This window comes from Swaminathania salitolerans (assembly GCF_007988945.1).
In the GTDB taxonomy this organism is placed as follows: domain Bacteria; phylum Pseudomonadota; class Alphaproteobacteria; order Acetobacterales; family Acetobacteraceae; genus Swaminathania; species Swaminathania salitolerans.
Window position 1 is genome coordinate 138,549 of the sequence record NZ_BJVC01000006.1, and the last position, 26,238, is coordinate 164,786.

20 protein-coding genes and 1 tRNA gene are annotated in these 26,238 nt (G+C 63.2%); 6 read left to right on the forward strand and 15 right to left on the reverse strand.

Annotated elements, in window-relative coordinates; translation table 11 throughout:
• Positions 1-3: 3 nt before the first annotated feature.
• Positions 4-2,760: a DNA polymerase I gene (gene polA, locus SSA02_RS11725; RefSeq protein ID WP_147094264.1), complete on the reverse strand. Its 2,757-nt coding sequence runs from the start codon at positions 2,758-2,760 to the stop codon at positions 4-6.
• A gap of 27 nt (positions 2,761-2,787) precedes the next feature.
• Between polA and SSA02_RS11730 the strand changes: the two genes are divergently transcribed.
• The gene (locus tag SSA02_RS11730) at positions 2,788-3,972 is read left to right on the forward strand and encodes an alpha/beta fold hydrolase (protein WP_246103887.1); all 1,185 of its coding nucleotides are present in this window, start codon (positions 2,788-2,790) and stop codon (positions 3,970-3,972) included.
• A gap of 76 nt (positions 3,973-4,048) precedes the next feature.
• A tRNA-Arg gene (locus SSA02_RS11735) sits at positions 4,049-4,125 on the forward strand.
• A 251-nt stretch (positions 4,126-4,376) separates the two neighbouring features.
• Here SSA02_RS11735 and SSA02_RS11740 read toward each other — a convergent pair.
• The 3 genes from SSA02_RS11740 to SSA02_RS12955 form a co-directional block, all read right to left on the reverse strand.
• Entirely contained in the window at positions 4,377-5,144 is a 768-nt protein-coding gene (locus SSA02_RS11740; protein WP_147094265.1) for an SDR family oxidoreductase, read from the reverse strand.
• Positions 5,141-6,064 (reverse strand): aldo/keto reductase, encoded by a 924-nt coding sequence (locus SSA02_RS11745; RefSeq protein ID WP_147094266.1) that lies wholly within the window; start codon positions 6,062-6,064, stop codon positions 5,141-5,143. Before SSA02_RS11745 ends, SSA02_RS11740 begins: the two co-directional genes overlap by 4 nt.
• 144 nt (positions 6,065-6,208) lie before the next feature.
• Positions 6,209-6,808, reverse strand: coding sequence for a (R)-mandelonitrile lyase (locus SSA02_RS12955; RefSeq protein WP_246103888.1), 600 nt, complete (start codon positions 6,806-6,808; stop codon positions 6,209-6,211).
• 170 nt (positions 6,809-6,978) lie between these two features.
• Between SSA02_RS12955 and SSA02_RS11755 the strand changes: the two genes are divergently transcribed.
• A complete protein-coding gene (locus SSA02_RS11755) occupies positions 6,979-8,001 on the forward strand; it encodes a LysR family transcriptional regulator (protein WP_147094267.1) in 1,023 nt (340 codons plus the stop codon).
• On the opposite strand, the gene SSA02_RS11760 is transcribed toward SSA02_RS11755, so the two are convergent.
• A complete protein-coding gene (locus SSA02_RS11760) occupies positions 7,907-9,211 on the reverse strand; it encodes an MFS transporter (protein WP_186807780.1) in 1,305 nt (434 codons plus the stop codon). The two genes, SSA02_RS11755 and SSA02_RS11760, sit on opposite strands and share 95 nt — an antisense overlap.
• Before the next feature lie 282 nt (positions 9,212-9,493).
• Between SSA02_RS11760 and SSA02_RS12780 the strand changes: the two genes are divergently transcribed.
• Positions 9,494-9,766, forward strand: coding sequence for a hypothetical protein (locus tag SSA02_RS12780; RefSeq protein ID WP_186807781.1), 273 nt, complete (start codon positions 9,494-9,496; stop codon positions 9,764-9,766).
• A gap of 109 nt (positions 9,767-9,875) precedes the next feature.
• Here the strand turns inward: SSA02_RS12780 and SSA02_RS11765 are convergent, their stop codons facing one another.
• The 7 genes from SSA02_RS11765 to SSA02_RS11795 form a co-directional block, all read right to left on the reverse strand.
• The gene (locus SSA02_RS11765) at positions 9,876-11,249 is read right to left on the reverse strand and encodes a lipopolysaccharide biosynthesis protein (protein ID WP_147094269.1); all 1,374 of its coding nucleotides are present in this window, start codon (positions 11,247-11,249) and stop codon (positions 9,876-9,878) included.
• Positions 11,246-12,385: a glycosyltransferase gene (locus SSA02_RS11770; RefSeq protein WP_147094270.1), complete on the reverse strand. Its 1,140-nt coding sequence runs from the start codon at positions 12,383-12,385 to the stop codon at positions 11,246-11,248. The genes SSA02_RS11765 and SSA02_RS11770 overlap by 4 nt, the downstream gene beginning before the upstream one ends.
• 217 nt (positions 12,386-12,602) lie before the next feature.
• The gene (locus SSA02_RS11775) at positions 12,603-12,971 is read right to left on the reverse strand and encodes a hypothetical protein (RefSeq protein ID WP_186807782.1); all 369 of its coding nucleotides are present in this window, start codon (positions 12,969-12,971) and stop codon (positions 12,603-12,605) included.
• Positions 12,972-13,055: 84 nt separating this feature from the next.
• Positions 13,056-14,927 (reverse strand): potassium transporter Kup, encoded by a 1,872-nt coding sequence (locus SSA02_RS11780; RefSeq protein ID WP_147094271.1) that lies wholly within the window; start codon positions 14,925-14,927, stop codon positions 13,056-13,058.
• A gap of 320 nt (positions 14,928-15,247) precedes the next feature.
• Complete coding sequence (locus SSA02_RS11785; RefSeq protein ID WP_147094272.1) at positions 15,248-15,463, reverse strand: hypothetical protein; 216 nt, start codon at positions 15,461-15,463, stop codon at positions 15,248-15,250.
• Positions 15,464-15,529: 66 nt separating this feature from the next.
• Entirely contained in the window at positions 15,530-16,960 is a 1,431-nt protein-coding gene (locus SSA02_RS11790) for an ATP-binding protein (RefSeq protein ID WP_147094273.1), read from the reverse strand.
• Positions 16,961-16,971: 11 nt separating this feature from the next.
• Complete coding sequence (locus SSA02_RS11795; RefSeq protein ID WP_147094274.1) at positions 16,972-18,282, reverse strand: TIGR03862 family flavoprotein; 1,311 nt, start codon at positions 18,280-18,282, stop codon at positions 16,972-16,974.
• A gap of 241 nt (positions 18,283-18,523) precedes the next feature.
• Here SSA02_RS11795 and SSA02_RS11800 point away from each other — a divergent pair, with 241 nt between their 5' ends.
• Positions 18,524-20,008 carry a mannitol dehydrogenase family protein gene (locus tag SSA02_RS11800; protein WP_147094275.1) on the forward strand — a complete coding sequence of 495 codons (1,485 nt, stop codon included), beginning with the start codon at positions 18,524-18,526 and terminating at the stop codon, positions 20,006-20,008.
• Positions 20,009-20,069: 61 nt separating this feature from the next.
• On the forward strand, positions 20,070-21,140 hold the full coding sequence (locus SSA02_RS11805) for a thioredoxin family protein (protein WP_147094276.1): 1,071 nt from the start codon (positions 20,070-20,072) through the stop codon (positions 21,138-21,140).
• 36 nt (positions 21,141-21,176) lie between these two features.
• On the opposite strand, the gene SSA02_RS11810 is transcribed toward SSA02_RS11805, so the two are convergent.
• The 3 genes from SSA02_RS11810 to SSA02_RS11820 form a co-directional block, all read right to left on the reverse strand.
• Positions 21,177-23,480, reverse strand: a complete 2,304-nt coding sequence (locus SSA02_RS11810; RefSeq protein WP_147094277.1) for a TonB-dependent receptor — start codon at positions 23,478-23,480, stop codon at positions 21,177-21,179.
• A 232-nt stretch (positions 23,481-23,712) separates the two neighbouring features.
• Positions 23,713-24,573, reverse strand: coding sequence for a carboxylating nicotinate-nucleotide diphosphorylase (gene nadC / locus SSA02_RS11815; protein WP_147094278.1), 861 nt, complete (start codon positions 24,571-24,573; stop codon positions 23,713-23,715).
• Positions 24,570-26,234: an L-aspartate oxidase gene (locus SSA02_RS11820; RefSeq protein WP_147094279.1), complete on the reverse strand. Its 1,665-nt coding sequence runs from the start codon at positions 26,232-26,234 to the stop codon at positions 24,570-24,572. The genes nadC and SSA02_RS11820 overlap by 4 nt, the downstream gene beginning before the upstream one ends.
• Between the last annotated feature and the right edge of the window lie 4 nt (positions 26,235-26,238).

A 26,238-nucleotide genomic window follows, 5' to 3' on the forward strand; every position in this document is an offset into this window, starting at 1 on the left:
TGATTAATGTGCTTCCGCCCAGTTCGAACCTGTACCTGTTTCCACGACCAGCGGCACAGAGAGTGACGCGGCCTGTTCCATTTCGGCACGCACGAAAGCCGCCAGATCCGCGGCCTGATCCGCCCTGACCTCGAACAGCAATTCGTCATGCACCTGAAGCAGCATTCTGGCGTCCAGCCCGCTTTGTGGCAAGCGCCGACCCAGACGCACCATGGCACGCTTGATGATATCGGCAGCGCCTCCCTGAAGCGGCGCGTTGATGGCCTGACGCTCCGCATAGCCTCTGCGGGCACCGTTCTTCTCGTTGATTCCCGGCACGTAGCAGCGACGACCGAGCGGCGTGGTCACATAGCCGTCCCGCTTCGCGTCCTCTTTAGTCCGGTCCATATAATCGCGAATGCCGGGATAACGCGCGAAATAGGCGTCGATATAGCGGCGTGCCTCCCCTGCGGAAATGCCGAGCTGTCGCGCCAGACCGAAAGCCGAGATCCCGTAGATAATCCCGAAATTGATGGCCTTGGCGCGGCGACGCGTGAGGGAATCCATCCCTTCGAGCGGAATATTGAACACTTCCGACGCCGTACGGGCATGAATATCCTGTCCGAGCCTGAACGCCTCCTTCAGCGGACCGATATCGGCCACCTCTGCCAGAAGGCGCAGCTCGATCTGCGAATAATCGGCCGAGACGAGAACATAGCCGTCCTCGGCGATGAAGGCGCGCCGGATGCGCCCCCCCTCCTCCGTGCGGATCGGGATGTTCTGCAGATTGGGATCGTTGGAAGACAGACGACCCGTGGTGGTGATGGCCATCTGGAACGAGGTATGCACACGATGAGAGCGTGCATCCATCTGCTGCACCAGCGCATCGGCATAGGTCGATTTGAGCTTGGCCAGCTGACGCCAGGCCAGGATGCGCGCGGGAAGTTCATGCCCGGCATCGGCAAGTTCCTGCAGAACCGAGGAATCCGTGCCCCAGGCGCCTGCCTTGGTGCGCTTGCCCCCGGGCAGGCTCATCTCATCGAACAGGATTTCTCCGAGCTGCTTGGGCGAGCCCGGATTGAAGCTGCGGCCGGCAAGCGCGTGGATCCCGATTTCCATCTCCCCCATGCGGCTGCCGAAATCGGCCGACATGCGCCGCAACTCGGCGGCGTCGAGCTTGACCCCGGCCTGTTCCATCGCGGCCAGTATGCCGATCAGCGGGCGCTCCATCGTCTCGTAGAGCGCCACGGCCTGACGCTCGCGCAATTGCGGTTTGAGCACCTGCCACAGACGCAGCGTTACATCGGCATCTTCCGCAGCGTATTCCGTGGCGCGCGCAACAGGCACCTGTGCGAAGGGCACGCGATTGCGGCCCGTGCCGGTCACGCTGTCATAGCTGATCGGATCATGACCCAGATGCAGACGTGACAGCTCATCCATGCCCTGACCGTGCTCACCCGCAGACTGGGCGTAGGAAATCAGCATGGTGTCATCGACGGGAGTGACCGTCGTGATGCCCGCATGATCCAGCACGAGCAGATCGTATTTGGCGTTCTGGAAGATCTTCAGCACCGAGTCGTCGGCCAGAAGCGGTCGCAGCGCATCGAGCACGCCCTCGACCTCGAGCTGACCGCTCGCGGGGTGTTCCAGCGTGCCCTCATGGCGCAGCGGCACATAGGCCGCCTCCCCCGGTGCCACGGCCAGGGAGAGACCGATCAGTGTGGCCTGACGCGCATTCAGGCTGTCGGTCTCGGTGTCGAAGGCGAGATATCCGGTGTCGCGCGCCCTGCCGATCCAGGTTTCGAGCGCCTCCATGGAGAGAATGGTTTCGTAGGGGCCGTAAGGCTTGTCCCCTCCGGCTGTCTCCGTTGTCTCGTCGCGGCTGTTCCGGGAGGCGCCGACCGGGCGCCCGGCGGCAAGCGCGCCCAGCCCCATACGCTGTATGACGGAATGAAACCCCATACGCTCGAGAAAATCACGCAGCACCGGAGCGTCCGGCTCGCGGCAACCGAGCGCATCGACCGGCTCGGGCAGAGGGATGTCACGGGCCAGCGTGACCAGCCTGAGCGAGATCCGCGCAGCTTCTGCATGGTCGATCAGGGATTGCTGACGCTTGGATTTCTTCATTTCCGGCGCGGCGGCAAGGATGGCCTCCAGTTCGCCGAATTCCTGCACGAGCTGCGCCGCCCCCTTGGGACCGATACCGGGCACGCCGGGGACATTGTCGGTCGGATCGCCCATCAGCGCCTGCACGTCGATCACCCGGTCGGGTGCAACGCCGAATTTCGCCTCGACCTCCGCGCGCCCGATCGGCTTCTGCCTGATCGGATCGAGCAGCGAAACCGACTCGCTCACAAGCTGCATCAGATCCTTGTCGGAAGAGACGATGGTGCAGCGCCCGCCGCTACGCTCGACGGCCTCGGCATAAGAGGCGATGAGGTCATCGGCCTCATAGCCCGGCAATTCGATCATCGGGACGTTGAAGGCTCTGGTGGCGTCGCGGATAAGCGGGAACTGGGGACGGAGATCCTCCGGCGCCTCGGGCCTGTGCGCCTTGTACTGCGGATAGATCTCGTTTCTGAATGTCTGGCGTCCCGCATCGAAAACAACCGCAAGATGCGTTCCCACATGATCACGCAAAAGGCGTTGCAGCATGTTGGTGAAGCCGAAAACGGCATTGACCGGCACCCCTTCGGGGCTGCTCATGGGCGGCAGGGCGTGAAAGGCCCGGAAGATGAATCCGGATCCGTCTACGAGGACAAGATGAGGGGTAGTGCTCATGCAAAGGCCGATCGGAATGATGAAAGCATGGAAGGCGTCTCCCTGGCGGGGCTTTTGCGGGTCCGGCATACGGGATACCTCTCCCGTCCGGCGCGCCCCCAGGGACGCAATACTCCGACAATGATACGGGAGTTCCGTCCGGTTTCAAACCGCTTCGCGTGGCTGTGCCCGCACCGCAGGCGCGCTTTCGCGCTTGGCCTCCTGGTTTGCCTGCTCGCAGGATGTGCCGGCCCCTCCCGCCATGAGAAGCGAACCGGACTTCGTGCGGGCCCCTCCGCAGGACAGACGCTGCAGATCCGTCCACGCGGCGGGGAAGCCGCGCTCATCCCGGCCAACCACCACTTCCTGCTTGCGGACGGGACGACGATACCCGCCCGCGTCTGGCCGGTGACAGGTCGCGCGCGCGCGCGAATTCTCGCCTTGCACGGCTTTGGAGACAGTCGCGATGCCTGGGAGTTTTCCGCCCCCTGTCTCGCCCGTCAGGGGATCGAGGTCATCGCACCGGATCAGCGCGGTTTCGGAGAGACCGCGCATCGCGGCGCGTGGAGCGGCACGGCTCGCATGGTGCAGGATATCCGGGAGGAAGCGCGTCAGCTTCATGCCGAAGCCCCCGATATTCCTCTTTTCGTCATGGGAGAAAGCATGGGCGGCGCGCTCGCGGCACTTCTCGCGACGGACCGGCCCGATGGCACGACACGCGGTTTCATCCTCGTCTCTCCGGCAATCTGGAAACTCGACCCTGTCTCCCGTCTCGTGGTGGACATGCTCGATCTGATCGCGCCCGAGTGGATCTTCACCGGGGCGCACGCTCCGGGCGAGCACATCGCGACCGACAATATCGCCGCCCTGCGGCGGCTCTATTTCGATCCGCTTACCCTGCACGGATTCAGGCTCGATCTTCTTCGCGGCCTGATCGATCTGATGGCTGCGGGACAGAAGGCCGCCCCCCATGTGCGCGCGCCCCTTCTCGTGCTGTACGGGGATCGTGACCAGATGATCCCGGCACCGCCGATGGCACGATTCTGGGCGGATCTGCCACAGGACAGCCGCAAGGACCTGATTCCCGGAGGGCATCATCTGCTGCTGCGCGACCGCGATGGCGCGCGCGCCGTTGCGGATATCGCAAGCTGGATCCTTGCGCCCGACCGTCTTCTTCCCTCCGGTGGCGATGCCGCCGCTGCCGCCTGGCGCGCGGGGGACCCTGCAGACTGAACGTCTCCTTCCTGTCGACCGGGTCTGAATTAGGGGCTGGCGCAGGGCTTAAACTTTGGCTATTGAGGGTTCAGCGGGACCCGTAGCTCAGCTGGATAGAGCGTCGCCCTCCGAAGGCGAAGGTCGAAGGTTCGAATCCTTTCGGGTCCGCCATTTCCGATACATTGCCCATCCGACCGGTCACGCGCTGCCAGCCGCAGCGTTGCAGGCGTCCGGCCCACTGCGCTCGGGGCGTTTCGTTTCGAACCGGGCGCGTTACAAACCCCGTTCCCGGATGTTCCTCTTGCCGGGCGTTGTCATCCGGAAGCCCGTTCTGCGGGATAACCTTTCCCGGGAATGCTTTTACCGAAAGATCAGCCCCCGAGGTCTGGCCTTCGGTATCTGCCTCCCCCCAGGGGGCTGGGTCAGTGTGCGGTGAATCCTCCATCGACCGGCAGCGCAACGCCGATCACGAAGCTTGCTGCCGGACTGCACAGCCAGAGTACGGCTTCGGCGATTTCCTCCGCCGTTCCCAGACGACCGATCGGCTGCTGCTTCCTGATCTCGACCATGGCCTCGGGCTGGCTTTCGAGCATGTCCTGCACCATGGGGGTGTCGATCGTACCCGGGCAGATGGCATTGATGCGGATATTGCGTGGGGCATATTCGACCCCTGCGCTCCGTGTCATCCCGATCACGGCATGTTTCGTCCCGTGATAGGCGGCCCGCCCGGGCAGACCGACCAGTCCGCCAAGGGAGGAACAGTTGACGATCGCGCCGCTCCCCTGACGCCGCATGAGACGCAGTTCATGCTTCATACACGCCCAGACCCCGCGCTGATTGACCGCCGTTACCCGCTCGAAGGAAGAAAGCGGTTCATCCGCGGCATCGGAGGGCGGCACCTGTATGCCGGCGTTGTTGAACGCCATGTCGAGCCTGCCGAAGCGCGCATCGATCTCCCCGAGCAGAGTCGCAACATCGTCCTCGTCAGCGACATCGCAAGCCAGGGCCAGAGCCTCTCCCCCTCCCGCGACAATGCGTTCGGCCTCCTCTCCTGCCAGATCGCCGTCGTGGTCCGACAGCACCACGACGGCGCCATTGCGGGCAAAGGCGCGGGATGTGGCCAGTCCTATGCCTCTGGCCGCCCCCGTGACGAGTGCGACCTGACCGCGAAAATCGTAGACCGGCCTCATTTCCCGTCTCCTTCTCCACTCCCGTCACCCCTGTTCCGGTCGCTGCCGGATGCGGGCTCGCGCCTGATTCCGAAAACCGGAAATGCCTGGGCCTCGCCATAATCGGTGTCGCCCCCGCTTCGTTGCAGCAGGGCCATATCCGCGTCCGAAATCTCGAAATCGACAGCGAAATTCTCGCGCAGATGCTCCGCGCTGGTCGATTTCGGCAGAGGCAGCAGACCGAGTTGCAGACAGAAGCGGATGCAGAGCTGTGCGACTCCGACCCCGTACTTCCCGGCCATGGCCTGCATTCTCTCGTTCTTCAGCACGGCACCATGCGCAACGGGCGAGTATGCCTCGACGAGCATCCCCCGCCGACGCGATTCGGCAATGAGATCGTCCGGAATATTGCCGATATGTGCAAGGATCTGGTTCACCTGGGGGCGGATGCGCCCATGTGCGAAGAGATTGTCGAGATCGACAGCTTCGAAGTTCGAGACCCCGATGGCGCGGATCTTCCCGGCTTCGACGGCCTCCTCGAGCGCGCGCCAGGCCTCGAGATTGCCTTCGAAGTAGCGCTCTTGCTGTCTGAATGCCGACCAGGGCTGTGGGCTGTGGATGAGCATCAGATCGATATGATCCATCTGCAGCGCGGCAAGGGACGCATCGATCCGGGCCCGGGCGTCGTCATGGGATTTGCTTTCGGCAGCGAGCTTGGTCGTGATGAAGACCGAATCCCGGGGGAGACCGCTCGCCCGGACTCCCTCGCCCACGCCGGCCTCGTTTCCGTAGGCCTGCGCCGTATCGATATGCCGATAGCCGATTTCGAGAGCCTCGCGCACCACGCGCGCCGTATCGGCGGCATCGATACGCCAGGTTCCCAGTCCCGGTGCCGGGATCGTTACATCGTCGGACAGTCTGAATGCATTCTGCGTTGCCATGATGTGTTCCTCGATCTTTATTTCTTGCTGTATTCTTCGCTGTATTTTTGGGGCTGTCTTCGTCGGGCTTCATGTTCGTGCCGGAATGAGCGGCCATGCGTCGCTTCCGGCCGCTCCCTTGCGCCGATCCGGCCGAAAAACGGATCAGCGCCGATCGGCAGGCGCCAGATAGGTTCCGTCAGAGACCTTCTCCATCCATTTCACCGCCGAGCCATCGACCGTTTCCTGAATCGCGACATGCGTCATGGCCGTATGCGCGGTTGCGCCATGCCAGTGGCGTTTTCCCGGTGGGCACCAGAGAATGTCTCCGGCCCGGATCACGCGTTTGGGTTCGCCTTCGACCTGGGTCCAGCCTTCCCCTTGCGTCACGATCAGCGTCTGACCGGCGGGATGGCTGTGCCAGGCGGTGCGCGCACCCGGCTCGAAACGGACGATCGCGCCACCCACGCGTGAAGGAGCGGGGCGCGTGAACGGACCGATAATCGTCGCCTTGCCATCGAAATAGGCAGCAGGTCCCTCGATACGCCTCATTTCCGCCGCGCGCACGAGACCGGGCGAGGTCGCGCTATCCGCCATTCCTTGCGGCATGGTCCCAGCCGGGGAACCGTCACGCGGCGTCGCACCGGCAACAGCGTCCGGGGCGGCTTTGGCCGGTGTCCGGCCCGACACCATCATGCCCGCAAACAGGACAAAACCCGCCGAGATCGCGGCACGCGCAGCGAGACGATATGAGTGACGACCCATTCCCTCTTCTCCCGTTTCGGGCTTTGCGCCCGGTTCGATCCGGATTCCGTGCGATCCGGATGCCTGAACCGGACGTTAGCGTCGGATACCGCACGGGATTAGCCATTGCCGCCGCGATGTGCTGATGATTGTCATTCATCAATGATGAGGAAGGAGGGGGAGGTCAGACCATGCAACCCAGCCGCGCCGATCTTGCTGATTTCCTGTATTTCCTGGCGATCGCGCGCCACAGGAGCTTCCGCAAGGCCGCCATTGAGCTGAACGTCTCGACCTCCGCTCTGAGCCACGCCATGAGCAGCCTCGAGGCGCGCCGGGGAATCAGATTGCTCAACCGGAGCACGCGCGCCGTCACCCTGACCGCCGCAGGCGAGGATCTGCGTGCGACCATCGAGGAGCCGATCGGCATCATTCGCGGCGCCATCGAGCGTCTGGACCGGCTCAGGGATGCGCCGGCCGGACGCATACGGATCAGCGTGCCGGGCGATGCCGTTCCTCTCCTGATCGAGCCGGTCCTGCCCGTCTTCATCGCCCGCTATCCGGGCGTGGAAATCGACATCAGCGTCAGCAACCGGATGATCGACGTGATCGAGAGCGGATTCGACGCCGGGATCCGCTACGGCGGCACTGTGCCGGAGGATATGATCGCCCTGCGCCTTTCTCCCGACATATGCTGGATGTCAGCCGCCGCACCGGACTATCTCGCGCGGGAGGGCATACCCGAAACGCCACAGGCGCTCGCCGGACATCGCTGCATCCGCATCCGTCTGGGAAACAGCCAGATCTATGACTGGGAATTCGAGCGCGATGGCGCGTGCTGCACGATCGCCGCCGCGGGGCCGATCACCGTCGATGACAGCCTGACGGCAATATCCCTGGCCCGTCAGGGGGCAGGTATCCTCTACGGCGCGGAACCGGTCCTGCGGCCCAGTATCGAGGCGGGAACGCTGATCCCCGTTCTCGCGCCCTGGTCGTCCATGGGGGGAGGATTTCATATCTATTATTCGGGACGCAGACAGGTGCCCAATGCGCTCAGGCTCCTTATCGCCCTGTTCCGGGAACTGGACCCGATGGGACAAGGACGCGGTTGCAATCCCGACCTCATGCGCGAGGCCGATCCGGACTCCGGCCCCGGCTTGGATACTGGCTCTGACTCTGACTCTGGCCCCGGCTCTGGCGCGACGACGTCGGCATGAAGGCTGCGAAAAACACGAGTGCCAGGATCGCGATGGCCGTCAGGAACAAGAACCCCGTACGATATCCCTCGAGCTGAACGACATATCCCCCGACCAGATTGCTCGCACCGCCGCCAATGCCCACGGCGAGCGCAACCATCCCCTGCAGGACGTTGAAGCGCCCGGTTCCCCGGGTCAGATCGGCGGCAATCACGATGGCGATCACACCGAATATTCCCGCAGCGATTCCATCGAGAATCTGGATCGCTACGATGGCAAGTGGCGCCTCGACCCACGAAAACAGAATGCCCCGGACCGGAAGGATCGCGAACGCGATCATGAAAATGGCCTTGTTTCCGACGCCCTGACGCATCGCCAGCCCGACCGCCCAGGCAACGAGCATCATCGTGAACTGCGCGACGATCACGCAGGCGCTCAGTGTAACGGTTCCCTTTCCGGGGTGACTCAGCGCCATGACCTGACCGGCGAAAGGAAGCATCGCCGCGTTGCCGAAATGAAAGAGCGCGATCGAGGCAAGAAACACCCAGACCGGTCGACATGTGAGCAAAGATATCAACCCGAGAGGCGGGCCGTCGCTTCCGTCCTCGCTGCCTCGCGCGACATTCTGATCGATTTCTCCCGGGCGGATCAGAAGCAGAGCCAGCGCACTCACGACAGCCGATCCGCAGACGAAATAGAAGATCCAGTGCAGTCCCCAGTACTGGCCGAACACGCCCGCCAGTGCCGCCGCAGTGAACGAGCCGCAATGGTTGATCGTCTGGTTTCGGCTGATACGCCCCGGCAGGCGCTTTCTGCCGACCAGACCGAGCGAGATGGCGGACAATGCGGGAGGAATGACAGCCGAGGCGGCCCCGAGCATGATCTGCGCGGCAAGGACCGGGGCAACCCCCTCAAAGGACACGATCAGGAGGCAGCTGACAGCGGTGATCAGCGCCGCCGCTGCAATGAGAAGGCGCTTCCAGCGCGTCGCATCCACCAGAAGCCCCGCAGGAATCTGGCACAGAGCCGCAGCGAACCCCGCAACGGCCATGGCAAGACCGACAGGGCCTGCCTGCCAGTGACGCGCGCTCGTGAGAAAGACGGTAAGATAGGGACCGACACCTCCCTGCACATCTGCAAGAAAGAAATTCGTCGCATCGAGACCGCCCGACGATGCGGGGGACGGAGCTGAACGTCGGAAAGACGATGCCTCTGTGTCTCGTGCTGTCACGCGCCTGATCCGTTGAAAGGGGAGGACTGGAAAGGATGTGAAGTGAAGGACACTTCCCGGATGTCCCAGGCCGGAGGACACCCGACAGCGATCGTTCCGGAGCGATGGAGAACGCACTCCGACTGCTCCACGTTCCCCTCTTCCCGGGTTCTGTCCTCCCGGGCTCCTGTCTTTCGGGTTCGGTCCTGCGCCGCATGGACCGGGATACCTGCATACAGCAATAGCTGGATATGCCATGCTGGCTGTCTGCATACGGGACCGGGAACCCGGGACACCCTGCACATGAAAGTAGAAGCGACGATGCGAACAGCCATGCGGGTCCTGCAATTTCCTTGTCTCTGCCTGTCCTTTCTTCTCATGCTGATCGGTATCGCGCATGACGCATTCGGGATTCCCGCAGGCATGTTCCTGTACCCGGACGGTCGTCTCGCCATCGGTGCGATAGCCGATACGGCACAGGCAACCGAGCTGCTCGGGGCGTACAGCAACGCGTTTTTCCTCGGCGTGGCTGCTCTCCTGTATCTCGCCGGGGAAAATGCCCATACGCACCGTTAGAGCCCGGACCCGATCGGGAGACGGCCCGGTCATCTTTATATCCGGTCAGCCCTGTATCCGGTCAGCCCTGTATCCGGTCAGCCCTTTATCCGGTCAGCCCGATATCCGGTCAGCCATGACCCCCCGGAGACGGGTCTCCCGGATCAGGGACGGGACCTCCGGTTCCGATCCAGCGCGGCACGAGGCCGAGACAGGCGATCAGGATGAACGCGGAGCAAAGCAGGCTGGCCAGAGCGGCACCGGTGATGCCGCAGGTCATGAGCAATCCGCCCAGAACGGGAAAATAGCCCGCTATCGTCAGCATCCGGTAGCGCAGAACGGATGCAAGACGCCCGAGCACGGTCAGCAATGTCTCGAGCGGGACGATACAGATCTCCATCAGGGCACTGCCCACCATCAGAAGGATGATCGCAAGCTCGCCGGGATAGGTCTGGTGCAGCATCAGACTGACGATCGTCCTGCCGCCGAACACGGCCACCAGCACGGCAAGACAGGAAAAACCCCCGATGATCAGGGCGAGTCTTCTGATGACATGACGCAGCATGGTCCAGTCCCGGTTGTCCCGGAACCGGACGAATTCCGGATACAGGCTCGGGATCATCATCTGCGCAGGTTTGGCAAGGCCGTCGCAGATCTGCTTCGTGACCCGGTATATGGCCACCTCGCGAACGCCGAGAATGGCCCCGATGACGAGGGTCCCCCCCTGACGGAAGATCGCATCGAGAATCTGGTTCGAGCTGACCCTCAGGGTGAACCCCCAGAACCCGGCAATGCCACGCTCGGCAAGAACGGCACGGAAAAGGGGCAGTATCGGCCCCATGGCCCGACGATAGAGCACGAGACCGCAACCGGTGGTGAGCACAAAGAGCACCAGCTGATGCAGGAACCAGGCGAAAAGAAAATATCCCAGGGAGAGATGCAGGAGATATCCCACGAGATATCCGGCCGTGCGTGTGCAGGTTGCGGCGAAATCGAACAGGGCGGCAAGTCCGAAGCGATTGCACAGGCGGATCAGCCCGACCGACCAGCCCGTATTCATGACGAGCACGGTGGCCATCATCCACATGCCATCGAGCCGGACCGCGTCCGACCAGCCCATGATCGCGGTTCCCGTCACGAACACGATGGCGATGCCGGCAAGACAGCCCGTCAGCGCGCTGAGCAGGTCCGCCCTGATACACAGGGCAAGGATCGATCTGAAAACGGGACGATCGCCGCACGCGAAAGGCGCGGCACCGAAATGAAGCAAGGCCTGCCAGGACTGGAGATGGCTCATATCGGAAACGAGCGTGACGAAGGCGGTCACGAGCAGCAATATGCCGAACGGGCCGATCCCCAGCGCATGCACCGCCCAGGCGACATAGGCGAAACTGAAGAGCGCATTCAGTATGCGGCTGCATACGAGAAACCCGGTATTGCTGGCAATTCGATGCAGGGCCGAACCGTTGTGATCCCGATTCTCCCTGCCCGGAGTCATGCTCATGCCTTGCCCATCAGTTCGAGATAATGTCGCCCGCCGCGGGAGACATGATAGGGCCTGGAACAGGACGACAGGAGAGCGGCATCGGGGGCATCCGTTTCCAGAATCGCGATGAGCGCCTCGGCCAGGGCCGACGGGTCGGCCGGAGGAACGATGCGCCCCGTATCGTCACAGGCGATCAGATCCGTAACCGCAGGCGAACAGCGTGTCGAGACGACCTGTCGTCCGGCCGCCAGAGCCTCGAGAAGAACCGCCCCGAAACTCTCGCAATGCGAACTGAGCGCGAACACCCGGCAGATCTCGAGATAGGGGCCGATACAGGGGACGAAACCCGTCAGGACGACGCTGTCGCCCAGACCGAGCCGGTCGATCTCGCGCTCGAGACGCGCCCGCTCCGGCCCTTCGCCGCAAAGCGTGAGGGTGGCATCGGGACATTGCGCGCGCACCCGGTCGAAGGCCTGAAGCAGAACATCGAATCCCTTGACCGGGACGAGGCGCCCTGCGGCGAGGATGTTCTGTCCGGATGCCCGGCGCAGATTCCGGGGTTCGGTATCGCAAAGAGCCGGAAGAGGAACGACCGTGATATCGTCACGGCGTGTCATCGCGGCGACATCGCGCGCAAGCGGGCCGGACAGGGTCGTCACATGATCGGCCCCGCGCAGCAGGAAGCGCGTTCTCAGGGCATAGAAACGCTGGCTCCATTTGCACCGTCCCGGGCGCCGCACGGGAGAGCTCACCTGGGCGACCAGAACCGGGCGGAGCGAGACAGGCAGAACGGACAGAAACGGCACGACCGGCCAGTGGCTGTTGCCGGGAATATAGAACGCATCGAACGATCGGCCTCTCTGACGGATCAGCCGCCAGATCCGTAAAGCCAGCCCCCATGGCAGGAGGCTCTCCCCCAGCCAGGCAGGCAGCCCGAGATCAACGATCTCGACCGGCTCGCGCAGGAGTTCCCGCAACGGCCCCTGCCCTCGCCCCGCGAGAACGATGACGCGAAACCCCAGAGACGCCCAGAAATTGGCGAGGAGCAGGGCGATCCTCTCGCTCCCCCCGAGTCTGAAATCCCTGAGCGCGAGGGCAATGACCGCAGGAGACGGTCCCGCCCCCGCCTTCTGGCCGACATCTGCAACTGACATGAACGTGACACGATTTCGCTGGATCTGATCTCGGGTCGAGTCATGACATGGTTTGACACACGTTACAATGCGTCACGTTGAGAGACGTTCCGCAAGACGCGCGGGACATCGGCCTGTGCGACCGACTCCCGCGCCGCACAGGTCGCCCGGGAGATTCTGCCCGGGAGATTCTGTGCGGGACATCTTGCCCGGGCCATCCTGTCCCGGGGGCGCCTCCTCAGGATTTGCCGGACGTGTCGCCTCCCTGCGTCGCCTCTGGCGCCGTTTTTCCAGGCTGGGTCGAATGCTCGACATCGTAAGCCGTCGCCTTCTCTACATAGCTGCCCTTCGCGCCCGGATGCTCCTTGTCGTAGAGGGCGGCTTTCTCGCGCGCCTCCTTGCGATATTCGTGGCGCTTGTACATGCCCGTTGCGCATCCTCCCATGGCGCCGAGCACGCCATGCTTGACCAGATGCCCGCCGACTGCGCCTGCGGCACCATATTTGAGACATCCGCCCGGTTCCGCCTGCGCGGCAGGAGAGAGAGCGAAGGGAGCCAGTACGAGCGCACACAGGGCGGGCGCTGCCAGACTTGCGCGAAGACGCATCGAAAAAATCCTCAATCGTGTAGAAATTCCCGCCCGACGGGCGGGTAGAGCAGAGCGACCGTCGCATCGACGGCGCGGGCGCCGTCAGATCTCGACCTGATGCCCGACCTCGATCAGTCGCTCGCGCGGCAGTGTAAACCGATCCGAAGCCCGCACCGCATTACGATACAGAAAGCCGAAAAGAATACGTCGCGGGCCAAACATTTTCGGCCTCTTGAGGTCCTTGACGACATCGTCATTCCCGGAGACGAACACGACCTTGTCGAGATCCACAGAGCATCCTTTTTCGCGGGCCTCGCTCAGAACGTAATAGAGATTGGGCACCTCGACGAACCCGAAACGCACATTGATCTGCCATAACCCGTCTCCGGTTTCCTTGACGGTCATCCTGTGTTCGGGCGCGACCCGGGGTACGGTTTCGAAACGGACATTCAGCGCGACCACCCGCTCGGGCAGGCAGTTGAAATCGGCGGCATGACGCATGACGATCGGTGGAAGCGCACTCTCGTAGCGGGAGAGAAAGACCGCTTCTCCCGGCGTGCGGGTGAGCGTCTTGTCCCGGAGCCTCTGACGCAGCTTCTCGGATCCCTCTCCAAGGGGCGCGAGACCGGCCCTCAGAAGGATCGTCCCCCGCCGCCACGTGGTCATGACGATATAGAGAAACAATCCGATCAGGAGCGGAACATATCCGCCCTTGCCGATCTTCATGAGATTGGCGACGAAAAATGCGAGATCGATCGCCCCGAAAAAGAGAGCGACAGGGAGCGCTTTCCACAGGGGCCAGGCCCATCGCGCGCGCATGACGTCGAAGATCAGCAGCGTCGTCATCAGCATCGTCGTGGAGACCGCCGTCCCGTAGGCGCCGGACAACGCATCCGAACTGCGGAAGGTGAGAGCGATCAGAAGCGTGACGACCATAAGCAGCCAGTTGACCACGGAAACATAGATCTGACCGTATTCGGCGTCGGAGGTCTGACGGATATTGAGGCTCGGAAACCAGCCGAGCTGGATAGCCTGACGGGTCAGGGTGAAGGCGCCGGTGATGATCGCCTGGCTTGCAATGATGGTGGCAAAGGTCGCGAGAATCACCATCGGCAGAACCAGAGCATGGGGCATGGCGGCAAAGAACGGATTATCCCTCACCCCGGGATGACTCATCAGAAAGGCCGTCTGTCCGGCATAGCTCAGGATAAGCATGGGGAGCACGACGAGACCGAGCGCGAGACGCACGCTGGGCCGGCCGACATGGCTCATATCGGCATAGAGCGCCTCCGCCCCGGTGACGGAGAGGAAGACGGCACCGAGAATCACGAGGCTCCTGCCGCCATGCTCGTAGAGAAACCGCAGGGCGAATACCGGGTCCAGCCCGACCAGAACGCCCGGATGTCCGAGAAGGGACGCAGCACCCAGCCCGCCCATGCACAGGAACCACAGAAGCATGACCGGCCCGAACACACGGCTTATCCGTGCCGTCCCCAGAGGCTGAACCATGAAGATCCCGAGAAGGATGATCGTGGCGATCGGCAGGATATAATCGTCGAGGGAATGGGTAACGACACCGATCCCCTCGACGGCACTGAGAACCGAGATGGCCGGCGTAATGGCGCCATCGCCATAGAGCAGGGCTGCACCGAAGAGCCCGGCAGCCGAGAGCAAGGTGCCCCGGCTGTACCAGTGCTTGCCGAAAACGCCACCGACGAGAGAGAAGAGGGCGAGGATACCCCCCTCGCCCTTGTTGTCCGCACGCATCACCACCATGGCGTATTTCACGGCCACCACGAGAATCATGGTCCACACCAGAAGGGAAAAACTGCCGAGCAGCGTGGCGCGATCCGATGTGCCCGTATCGGTGAGAACGGTCTGCAACGTATAGAGCGGACTCGTGCCGATATCGCCGAAGACGATCCCGAGTGCTGCCAGCGCTCCCGGCAGCATGTTCCCCTTCTCTTCAGCCATTCTCTTTTTCCGTCGATGTGTGGATTTATGGATCTGTTTTCGCTCGAGTTTCGCTCGAGGGTCGGGTCTGCTGTTCTCAGACGTACCGGTTTCGGCCGCGCCCGTCCCCTGCGCGGGGCGCGGCACGACGCCGGGGTTTTCCTCCCGGGCTTTTACCCCGCGACTCTCATATCTGGTGCCTACTTACAGGATTACGGTCCTGTGACGCTTCGGTTCTCTCCCGGACGCTGCATTATGTGCGCCCGGAAAACCGATCCCGGAAACCGCAGCCGGAGGAACCGCAGCCGGAGGAACCGCAATCGGGAGCCGCGCGGCCTGGCTCAGTGGCGGTCCGGATTATCCGCATCGAGGAGTTTCACATCGATGATCATCGCGCCGGAAAAGAAAATCGGCTTGACGAGATGCTTGATGATGAAATGACCGTCCCCACCCTGGATATGTACCGGAACCGTGATGTCGTATCCCGAAAGGCGGGCGTCATAGGTCGCTTCGTTACCGTTCACTGCCACGAGCGCAATCAATTCATCGTTTGTCACATTATTCTCCGCAACTTTTTTCGGACATGAGAGCAAACGACTGAAGAGGTGTCAGGGTTCCGAGGTTCAGGCGGTCTGCCATCCGAGCCCGATAAACGCGATCCGTCGTGTCGAGGCCATCTCCTGAACCACGATGACCTGACGTTCCTCCAGATAGGCCAGCTGCCGCCGGGCACGGCCCAGGGAATGGGTCCCGTAGGCCTGGGCGATCGCATCGTCATCCGGACATGGCGCATGGTCCAGAGCCGCGCGCGCAAGCAGAAGCACGACCCCCTGCACGTCTTCGGGAAGGCTGCGCGCGACATCCAGTGCCTGCTGCCAGTCCGGTTCGACCGACTGGGCATAGCCCGTGCCCGAGCGCACGCTTGCAAGCAGGATGCGGAAGGCCGCCAGATCGAGCACGTCGCGACTCAGCTTCTCGATCCGCGCCCGGAGCTGGAAATCCTGATAGAGCGTCGCAAGAGGGCGATAGGCGGAATCGGTCTCCGACACGACGGCCTCCACGAGGGACCAGAGCCGCTCCGGATCCGCCTCGCAGGGAGTTTCCGGCTCCTCGACCGGAATGGTCGCATTATAGGCATCGAGCTGCGCGAGCAGATCGGGCGCAGCCGCCCGACGTTCGCGCGGGCGGGGGGGCGGTTCGACCACCGGCTCGAGAATGAGGCTGTAGCTGTCTTCCGCCGGGCGGGCTTCGAACGGGGTCAGAACAGGCCCGCCCGCATGGCTGGCCGTTTCGACTTCGCCGATCGTGACCATCAGGGGGCGACGGCTGAGCGCCGGCCCCAGAGCCATGAACTGGCCACGGGCAAGATCGCGAAACCCTTCCGCAGTGCGCCTCTCCATCCCGAGCAGATCTGCCGCGCGCAGCATGTCGATATCGAGGAAGGTACGTCCCATCAGGAAATTCGAGGCTTCGGCCGCGACATTCTTGGCGAGTTTCGCCAGACGCTGGGTGGCGATCACGCCGGCCAGCCCCCTCTTTCGACCGCGACACATGAGATTGGTCATGGCACCGAGAGAGAGACGACGCGCCTCATCCGACGTGTCTCCTCCCGCGACCGGCGCGAAAAGCTGCGCCTCATCGACGACGACGAGAACCGGATACCAGAAGGTACGCGGCGCCTCGAACATACCGTTCAGAAAGGATCCGGCCGCACGCAGCTGCATCTCGGCCTCGACCGATTCGAGATTGAGCACGACGGAGGCGCGATGCATTCGCGCGCGCTCGCCCGCTGCACGCAAGGTCGCCTCGGTCTGCTCCGCCGCATCGATGACGAGATGTCCGTATTTCTCCGCAAGAGTGACGAAATCGCCTTCCGGATCGACGATGACCTGCTGAACGAGCGTCGCCGTCTGCTCGAGAAGACGACGCAGCAGATGCGACTTTCCCGAGCCCGAATTGCCCTGGACGAGCAGACGGGTCGAAAGGAGTTCGGTCAGGTCTAGGGGGATATCCGCGCCATCCCGGCCACGGCCCATCACGATGGAAACGCTCATGACCGGTGTCCCTACCCCAACTCGGGAGGCAAGTCAGCCTTCGGCGAGACGGTCCCCCCCTCGATCGCAGAAGCGCCCGCTCCGTCCTGCCGGGCGGCCAGCCAGGCTTTCATGCCCTCTCCGGCGGCGCGTCCGGTCGCAAAACAGGCCTGCAGAAGATATCCCCCCGTCGGGGCTTCCCAGTCGAGCATCTCGCCCGCAACGAAAACCCCGGGGCGATCCCGCAGCATGAAGGCATCGTCGAGCACCGCGCGCCGCACGCCCCCTGCCGTGGAAATGGCCCGGGAGAGGGAATCGGGCGCCGTCAGGATCACCGGACAGGATTTGATCGTATCCGCCAGAGAGGAGAACCGCCCCCCTTCCTGCGCGCGGGCCGCCTCACCGCCTCCCTGCGCCTGCGCTTCATGCAGAAGGAACCGCGCCGCCGGCGCAAGACCGATGCGACGCAATCGGTTGGACAGGCTCTCCCGCGCGCGTCCCCGCTCGAGACGCGTCGCGAGTTCCCCGGCTTCCATGCCGGGACGCAGATCGACGAGCAGGCGAGCCGAGCCCGACCCGGCGATTCGCGCACGCAGCGCGGCAGCCAGACGATAGACCGGCGCCCCTTCGAGACCGGAGCGCGTGATCGTGACATCGCCCCGGGCGCGTTGCCCCTCCGCACAGAGCGTGACCGCATGAAGGATCGTGCCCTCGAAACGCTGATGAAACGCCATTGGCAGGGCCGTACGGAAACCGCAATTGGCAGGCTGCAAGGGCGAGACGGAACCCGGAGGCAGCAGGTCTGTCCAGCCTCCATCGCTGCCCAGTCTCGGCCAGGATGCACCCCCGAGGGCCAGAACGACGTTTCTGCCAGGATGGCTATATGCGCCCGCAGGCGTCTCGAAGCACGGCCCCCCCCCTTCGCTCCATCCGATCCAGCGATGACGCAGGGCGAAGACGACCCCCCGGGCGGCGAGACGGGCAAGCCAGGCGCGAAGAAGCGGCGATGCTTTCATGGCCTCGGGAAAGACGCGGCCGCTGCTGCCGGTGAAACACGGTTGACCGAGCGCCTCGGCCCAGCGCCTCAACGCAGAGGGCGGGAAGGCCGTCACACACGGCGCAAGCCAGTCCTTCGCCGCGCCATAGCGCGTGAGGAAACCGGCGAGAGGTTCCGCATGGGTCAGATTGAGACCGCTCCTCCCGGCCATGAGGAATTTCCGGGCCGGGCTCGGCATCTGGTCGTACACGACAACGGCATGACCCGCCTCTGACAATATCTCGGCAGCGCTCAACCCTGCGGGCCCTGCACCGATCACAGCGATATCGTTCGTCTCTTTCTGCATGGACCGCGTTTAGGCCCGTTCACCGAATAGTGCCAGAGAGCGCGATGTTTCCGCTTGAGCCATGCCGGGAAACCGGCTCATGATCCGGCGCACCGGACCAGACCGGACAGAAAAGCGGCACCGGGCAGGGCGTGACCCGCCGGGTACGACTCGACAGACATGATCAGCCGGACATGGCTGGTCGGACCAGGCCCGCCGGACATGGCCCGCTTCACAGGACCCACGTCAATCAGGACATCTCATGATTGCTCTTTCGACCAGAACCCTGCCCGAGATCCCAGCAGGGGTCGAGGTTTTCTCCTATGACCGGGAGAGGCTCGAGCCGGGCATCGTCCATCTCAGCGTCGGCAATTTCCATCGCGCGCATCAATGCTGGTATATCGACCGCCTCCTCCACGAGCCGAGCAACAGCCACTGGGCCCTGTGCGGTGTCGGGCTGATCGACGATGCGACCGAGCGGCTGAAGCTCGAGGCGTTTCCTGCCCAGAACGACCTCTATACCCTGACCCGCTATGCCCCGGACGGATCGTGCAGCCACCAGGTGATCGGCGCGATCGTCGCCTATCTCTTCGCGCCGGCCGATCCGGAAGCGGTGCTCGAGCGGATGGCGGATCCGAACACGCGTATCGTGTCGATGACGATCACCGAAGGCGGTTACAACCAGGATCATGCGACCGGCACCTATCGCCTCGACGATACCACCACGCGCGCCGAGCTGGCCGATCCGGCACGTCCCCGGACGGCGTTCGGTTATATCGTCGAGGCGCTGAGACGACGTCGCGCTGCCGGTACCGCACCGTTTACGGTCATGTCCTGCGACAATCTTCGCGATAACGGTCTGGTCACCCGCCATTCCGTCCTCAGCCATGCGCGGGCGCTCGATCCGGATCTGGCCGCCTGGATCGAGGCCCATGTGAGTTTCCCGAGCACCATGGTGGACCGGATCACGCCCGCCGTGCTGAAGGAGGATGCCGAGCGGATCAACGCGGCCTGCGGCGTCGTCGATCGTCTGCCGGTCGTTTCCGAAGAATTCGCGCAATGGGTCATCGAGGACAATTTCGTCAACGGTCGTCCCGCCCTCGAAACCGTGGGCGCGCAGCTCGTACCCGATGTGCATCCCTACGAGCTGGCAAAAACGCGCATGCTCAACGCCTCGCATTCCATGCTCGCCTATCCCGGCCAGCTCGCGGGGCTGCAGACCGTACGGGACGCGATCACGCAGGAGGACATCGCGCAGCTCGTCGAGATGTTCATGAGCCGGGACGTCATTCCCTATCTCACCGCACCGCCCGGCATGGAGCTGGAGGCCTATCGCGACCTGATCATCGCGCGTTTCGGCAATCCAGCGGTTGGCGACCGGCTTGCGCGGATCACCGGAGACGGCGCGAGCAAGCTTCCGACATTCATCGCGCCCAGCTGGAACGCTCTGGTCGAGGCCGGCAAGGACGTGCACCGGATCGCCTTCGTTCTCGCCTGCTTCATACGGTATCTCCGCGGTCGCACGGATCAGGATCTCGCATTCACGCCGTTCGAGCCGGCACTTCCCGAGACGCAGCGCCATCTCGCCCAGTCCTGGGAGACTGTCTTCTCCATGCCGGTCTTCGCGAGCTTCTCCCTCGAAGACGTGCATCGTTCCCTCATCCGCTCCCTGGCCGAGGCGATGGAACGCGAAGGCACGATCGCCGTTCTGCAAGACGTACTCGAGAAAAGCCTGCCACACGTCTGAAACCCTGCCACATGCGGGGGGCTGGCTGCTCCGATTTCCGAAAGAAGGCGAAGACAGCATCATGCCCGTTCACTCCCTCCGCCCGCGTGTGGCTCTCCCCGCCATCATGTGTCTTTTCGCGCTCTCGGCCTCACCCACCCCTCTCGTTTCCGAAGCGTCGGCACAGAGCGGCACGCCGCTCTCGTCGCTCACCGGGGCGACGGCCTGGCTCAACTCCCCTCCCCTGACTGCGGCCGGGCTCAGGGGGAAGGTCGTTCTGGTGGATTTCTGGACCTATTCCTGCATCAATTGTCTGCGCGAGATGCCGTATATCGAGGCATGGGCACAGAAATACCGCCCGTACGGCCTCGTGGTGATCGGCGTTCACGCGCCGGAATTCGCGTTCGAGAAAAACATCGACAATATCCGTCGCGCGATCGACCGGTTCCATATCACCTTCCCGGTCGCGGTCGATAACGACCGGGCGATATGGAACGGCTTCGGCAATGAATACTGGCCTGCCGCCTATTTCATCGGCGGCGACGGTCATGTACGCGCCCATCACTTCGGTGAAGGGGATTACGACCGGTCCGAGCATTTCCTGCAATCCCTCCTGCTGGAAAACGGCGCGCGGAACGTTCCGACCGATCTCGTCCATCCCAAAGGAACCGGCGAGCAGGAAGAGGCCGATCTCGGAGCGATCGGCTCGCCCGAGACCTATATCGGCTATGCCCGGACCCAGCATTTCGCCTCGACAGGGGGCGCCGTTCAGGACTCGCCGAACGATTACGTCATCGAGCGCACCCTCGCCCTGAACGACTGGGGACTGACCGGAAACTGGACGGTCGGCGAGGAATCGGCCCGTCTCAACAAGGGAGGAGGCAGCATCAGCTTCCGTTTCCACGCGCGCGATCTGCATATGGTGCTCGGAACTGGCAAAAGCGCAAAACCCGTGGCCTTTCACGTGACAATCGACGGCCATGCACCGGGCGCGATGCATGGAACCGACTGCGATGCGGATGGCAACGGCACGGTAAGCGGCCAGCGCCTCTACCAGCTCGTGCGCCAGCCGGGACATGATATCGGCGACCATGTCTTCAGGATCGAGTTCAAGGCCCCTGGTGTGGAGGCCTATTCCTTTACCTTCGGCTGAGCTGGACGCCGGGAACCTGCCATTTGCAGGGGGGCGTCAGAATTGCGTGGACACCGTGCCCGTCATCGAGAAGCGGGCATTGGTCATGAACGAGTTTCCATAACCGGTATAGGGCGCGAGGCTGCCGCTATAGACGGTGCTCGGGTCCCTCGCACTGTAGATCGCCCCCATTGCGCCAGTCCGGACGATGGAGCCGGTCACGTTGGCAAAATTGAGCTTGAACGTCGGAGACTGGGCGATCCCTACAGGGTGGAAGCGATAGCCGAGGGAGATCGTGTTGGTTACGAAACCGGGAATACGCTGATCTCCCGCAACGCTGACCGATTGGGGGCCGGTGTAATGCAGGCTCGCATTGCTGAAGAACCCGGCATATTTATAGGTCACGCCGAAATTCGCGAGCACGCGTGGCGCCATGATCGCCTGCGTTCCACGCGAGGGGAGAAGCGCGCCGGAATAGGGATCCAGAACGTCGCTATCCTGCACTGCGTGGAGATACTCGACGGATGCATAAGGGCTGATCCCGTGATAGGAGCGCCCCGAGAGCATGACGTCGAAACCGCGCATATGCTGGTTTCCGATCGAGAAGGGCCGGAACTGGTTCATCCCCAGATACTGGTTCACGATCCGGTTGGTGACGTTGTAGTTGAAGAACGATGCGTCGAAGATCACGTAGCGATCGTGATACCGGTATCCGATCTCCTCCTTGATCGAATACTGGTTCTTCGGAATCGGCATACTGGTATAGAGCCATCCGAGATCGACCGCACTCGGCTGGCGATAATCCCCTTCCGCGTTCATGTAGATCTGGCTATGGCTGTCGATCGTGTATCCCACCGAGAGCTGCGGCAAGGGCTCCGTCCGGTTGTTGGACATGCGCCCGTACAGATCCTTGTTCCACGTATTCGCCATGACGAACTTGAACCCGGCCTCGATCTCGAGCCGGTCCTGGAGATAGCGTGCGCGATCTTCCACGAACAGGGAATGGATCTCGTATCCTGCGTTCTGCTGATCTCCCGCATCGATGCGATAGGCCGCAGCATTCGGGCTCGGTGCCGCGCCATTCGCCATGGTGTAGCTCGTCGGATAGGACTGGGCCGTGTAGTTGTTCTCGTACCAGTAGCCGAGCGCGACATGATTATGCCTGTCGAGATCGTAGCCGAGCTTGGCGACCGCGCCGCGACGCTCGGTCGCCCCCTGGAGGAAGTAACTCGTGACGTTGCGCGATGCGCCATCGGGCTGGGTCTCGACGCCCCCCGGAGAGGCATCCCAGCCACGACCGAGATTGTAATAGGCCTGGATATCAAAGGTGAAGCGGTGCGGCAGGACGATATGCACCGGCGCCGAAAGGAAAACCTGATTCCAGTAATCGGTGTTGTTCTTCCAGTAGTTGATATTTCCGGAATCGGCGGATCGCCCGTATCCCTGCCCCGTATGCTTGTACAGATAGAATTCCTGCGCAGTCGGATAATTGTCGATCGTGAAATCTTCCCAGTTCCACGAAACGAAGGTCCTGGCGTACGATCCGTTATCCCAGGTCTTGTTCAGACCGAAATCGATATGCCGACGCTCGTTGATCCCGGCGCCCATCCAGCTTCGCGCATGCGTGTTGGAAAACGAGAAAAAGCCGCGCACCCCCGTATGGCCGATCTCTCCGGTATCCACACGCATGAATTCGCGTGAGAGATTGTTGGTCCCGTAGGAGAAATCGACCAGCCCGCCGAAATGTCTGGCAGGCGTATGCGACTGTTCGTTCATCGTTCCGGCGGCAGCAGACATGACCGGCAGAGCCGTTTCGGAACTCCCGGGCGTCAGCGATACGGATTCGAGATTCTCCGTGTCGATATTCTCGGTAATGTATTTCGCAGCCGCGGCGGGCGCGCCATCCAGCAGAAGCGCCATATCAAGATCGGTCAGGCCACGGGTCTGGATCTGCCCTCCCTGCATCCCGTAGGGATCCGGCGTGCTGATGCTGACGCTGGGGAGATTCTGGATGAGATCGAGCGCGGTGCTCGATGGATTGCGCATCGCGATATATTCCCGATCCACCGTCTGCACCGAACGCGGCGCATGTTCGATACGCATCATGCCTCCTCCGCCATTGAGGACGCGACGCGACGTTCTGATCGATATCTCCTCCGCCCGGACCGGACGCGATGGCGTAACGGCAGCAGAAGCCGGGCGCGCCGCGTTACGGGTCGTATGCCGGGCCGGGGGCGCCCCGTGGGGCCGATGCTCCAGGGGGGTAGCACCATGGGCGGATGAAACCGCCCCGACCGTCACGACGATCAGGAGGACGGCGCGGGCCTCCGCGGTCTCGAGCAAGGTAAAGCGATGCGCCATCGAGGATCCTCTGACAGGAAAACAAGCCGTCGATTCTACCGTCTTTCCACCGTAATATTACGATAGCGGTTCGAAATGACAAAGCCTTCTCCTACGCGCGCAGCAAATTACCCCGCAAGATAAATTTGTGTCATACTATGTCTTGCCCTCCCCTCCGTTCACGCGCCCGCCACGCCCTGGACGTTTGCGGCCGGTCAGGGAAAGGGAGCAGCGAGGAGGCCCGCATCGGGGCTCAGACGTCGATATCGAGACCGATATCGAGGGCAGTCACGCTATGGGTCAACCATCCCAGAGAGAGGACATCGACCCCGGATGCCGCAATCGCAGGGGCGGTTTGCGGCGTAATGCCTCCGGAGGCTTCCGTAACGGCCCGTCCCCCCACCATCGCGACACCCTGACGGAGAAGATCGGGCGACATATTGTCGAGAAGATAGGCATCGGCTCCCCCGCAAGCCAGCGCCTCGGCGAGCTGGTCCAGCGTATCGACCTCGAGCGCCACGGACATCAGATGACCTGCCCTTCGCCGCGCCGCCTCGAGCGCTTCGCGAACACCGCCGCACAGGGCGATGTGATTGTCCTTGATGAGGATCGCATCGTCCAGACGATAGCGATGATTGCTTCCTCCGCCCGCGGCGACAGCATATTTCTGGATCATTCGCAAACCCGGCAGGGTCTTGCGGGTGCAGCAGACCCGCGCATGCGTCCCTTGCACCGCATCCACGACCCCGCGCGTCGCCGTCGCGATCCCGCTGAGATGGGAAAGCAGATTGAGCGCCGTACGCTCCCCCCCGAGAACGGTCAGTGCGTCCCCCTCGACTTCCGCCACGATATCACCCGGGTCGAGACGGTCTCCGTCCTGTCTGAACGCGTCGAAGCGGGTCGAGCCGTCGATCAGCGTGAAGGAGAGCCGGGCCGCACTCAACCCGGCCAGAACGCCCGGATGCCGCGCCCGGAATCTGGCGCGCAGGGTCTGGCCGGGCCGCGCGATGGCCTGGGTCGTTGCATCGCCCCCGATTCCGAAATCCTCCATCAGGCCGGCGCGAACGATCGGCTCCCACAGAAGATCGGGCAAGATATGATGAGAAGTCGTCATGTGCCTGCGAGGCTCCGTTCTTTAGGGGGCAGCTCTTTCGGGGCCGTATCTTTCCTGCCCGGTTCTTTCCGGATCGGTCCTCCGGATGCCGGTTCCCCGCATGCCGGTTCGTCCGGATGCCGCATCTCGACGGGCATACATTCCGGCTGCGCAGCATCGGTACCGTGCGCCTGCAATCCGATATCCGCCAGCGTGAACCGTATCCGGAAGGCCTCTCCCTGTGCGGGATAGTCGCTGCGCCAATGGCTGCCACGACTTTCCCGACGTCTGAGAGCGGCGGTCGCGATCGCCGTACCGATCAGGGCATGATCGTCGCGTCCTGCAAGGGGGGTCAGCCCCGAGATCAGGGCCTGCAATCCGTCGGCATCGCGCAGGATACCCGCGCCACGATCCATTTGCGGCCCGAAACTGGCCGCGGTTCTGACACGCGGCATGACCGGATTCTGGCATGAATGCCTTCGTCTCGGTGCGTTGTTCACATCCCATGCTGCGGCACGGCCCATCACGAAGGCCTCGAGCAGGGAATTGCTGGCAAGCCGGTTGGCTCCGTGAAGCCCGGTGCATGCCACCTCACCGCAAGCCCATAACCCTGCAAGACTCGTCCGTCCGTGGAGATCGGTCTCGACGCCGCCCATATGATAATGAACCGCCGGACGCACCGGAATCAGCTCCCGGTCCGGGTCGATTCCGTGCGCCGCACATAGACGCGCAATACCCGGGAACTGTGCCGAGAAGATCCTGCGTGTCGCGCCGTTGGGGGCCGCTCCCCTTCCGGAGCCGGAGAGGGAGCGCGCATCGAGAAAGACTTTGTGTCCCGCGTCGCGATGCGCGGCGATGGCGCGCGCGACCCGGTCGCGGGACTGGAGGGGATCGGTGAACCATGCCCCTTTCTCATCGACGAGCTTCGCTCCTGCGCCGCGCACCGCCTCGCTGATCAGCGGGGCACGGCCTTCCCCGGTCTCGACATCCAGCGCCGTGGGATGGAACTGGACGAATTCCATATCGGCAAGAACCGCCCCTGCCCGCGCGGCCGCTGCAAGCCCGCCCCCGCTATTGGTCCTCGGGCTGGTGGCATTGGCATAAAGCGCCCCGGCGCCACCCGAGGCGAGAATACAGATATTCGTCGGCAGGAACTGTCCGGTATTGAGCCAAACCCCGACCACACGCCCCTCGCAGGTTTCGACATGGGCGAGAGATACCCCTTCCAGCACGACGATGCGCGGCGTCTTGCGCAGCTGCGCGATGAGCGCCCGCATGATTCCCGCACCGCTTGCGTCGCCATCGACATGAGCGATGCGCGCCCGGGAATGCGCCGCCTCGAGATGAAGATCCAGTCCTGTCTCCCCCCTGCGCGCAAAGGAGACACCCCAGTCGAGAAGCTGCCCGATAGCCGACGGCCCCGCCTCGACGATGGCCTGCACCGCCTCGGGCACACAGAGCCCGTCTCCTGCCGCAAGCGTGTCACGCACATGCAGGGCGATGCTGTCATCCTGACCGATCGCCGCAGCCAGCCCCCCCTGGGCGAGCATGCTCGCAGCCTCCTCCCCCAGAGGGGATGGCGTGAGCACCACGCAGGGGCGATCGAGATGCAGGGCCGCGGTCAACCCGGCGAGCCCGGCGCCTGCAATCACCGGCCATCCGGCGAAACGGGTAAGGGTCATCACG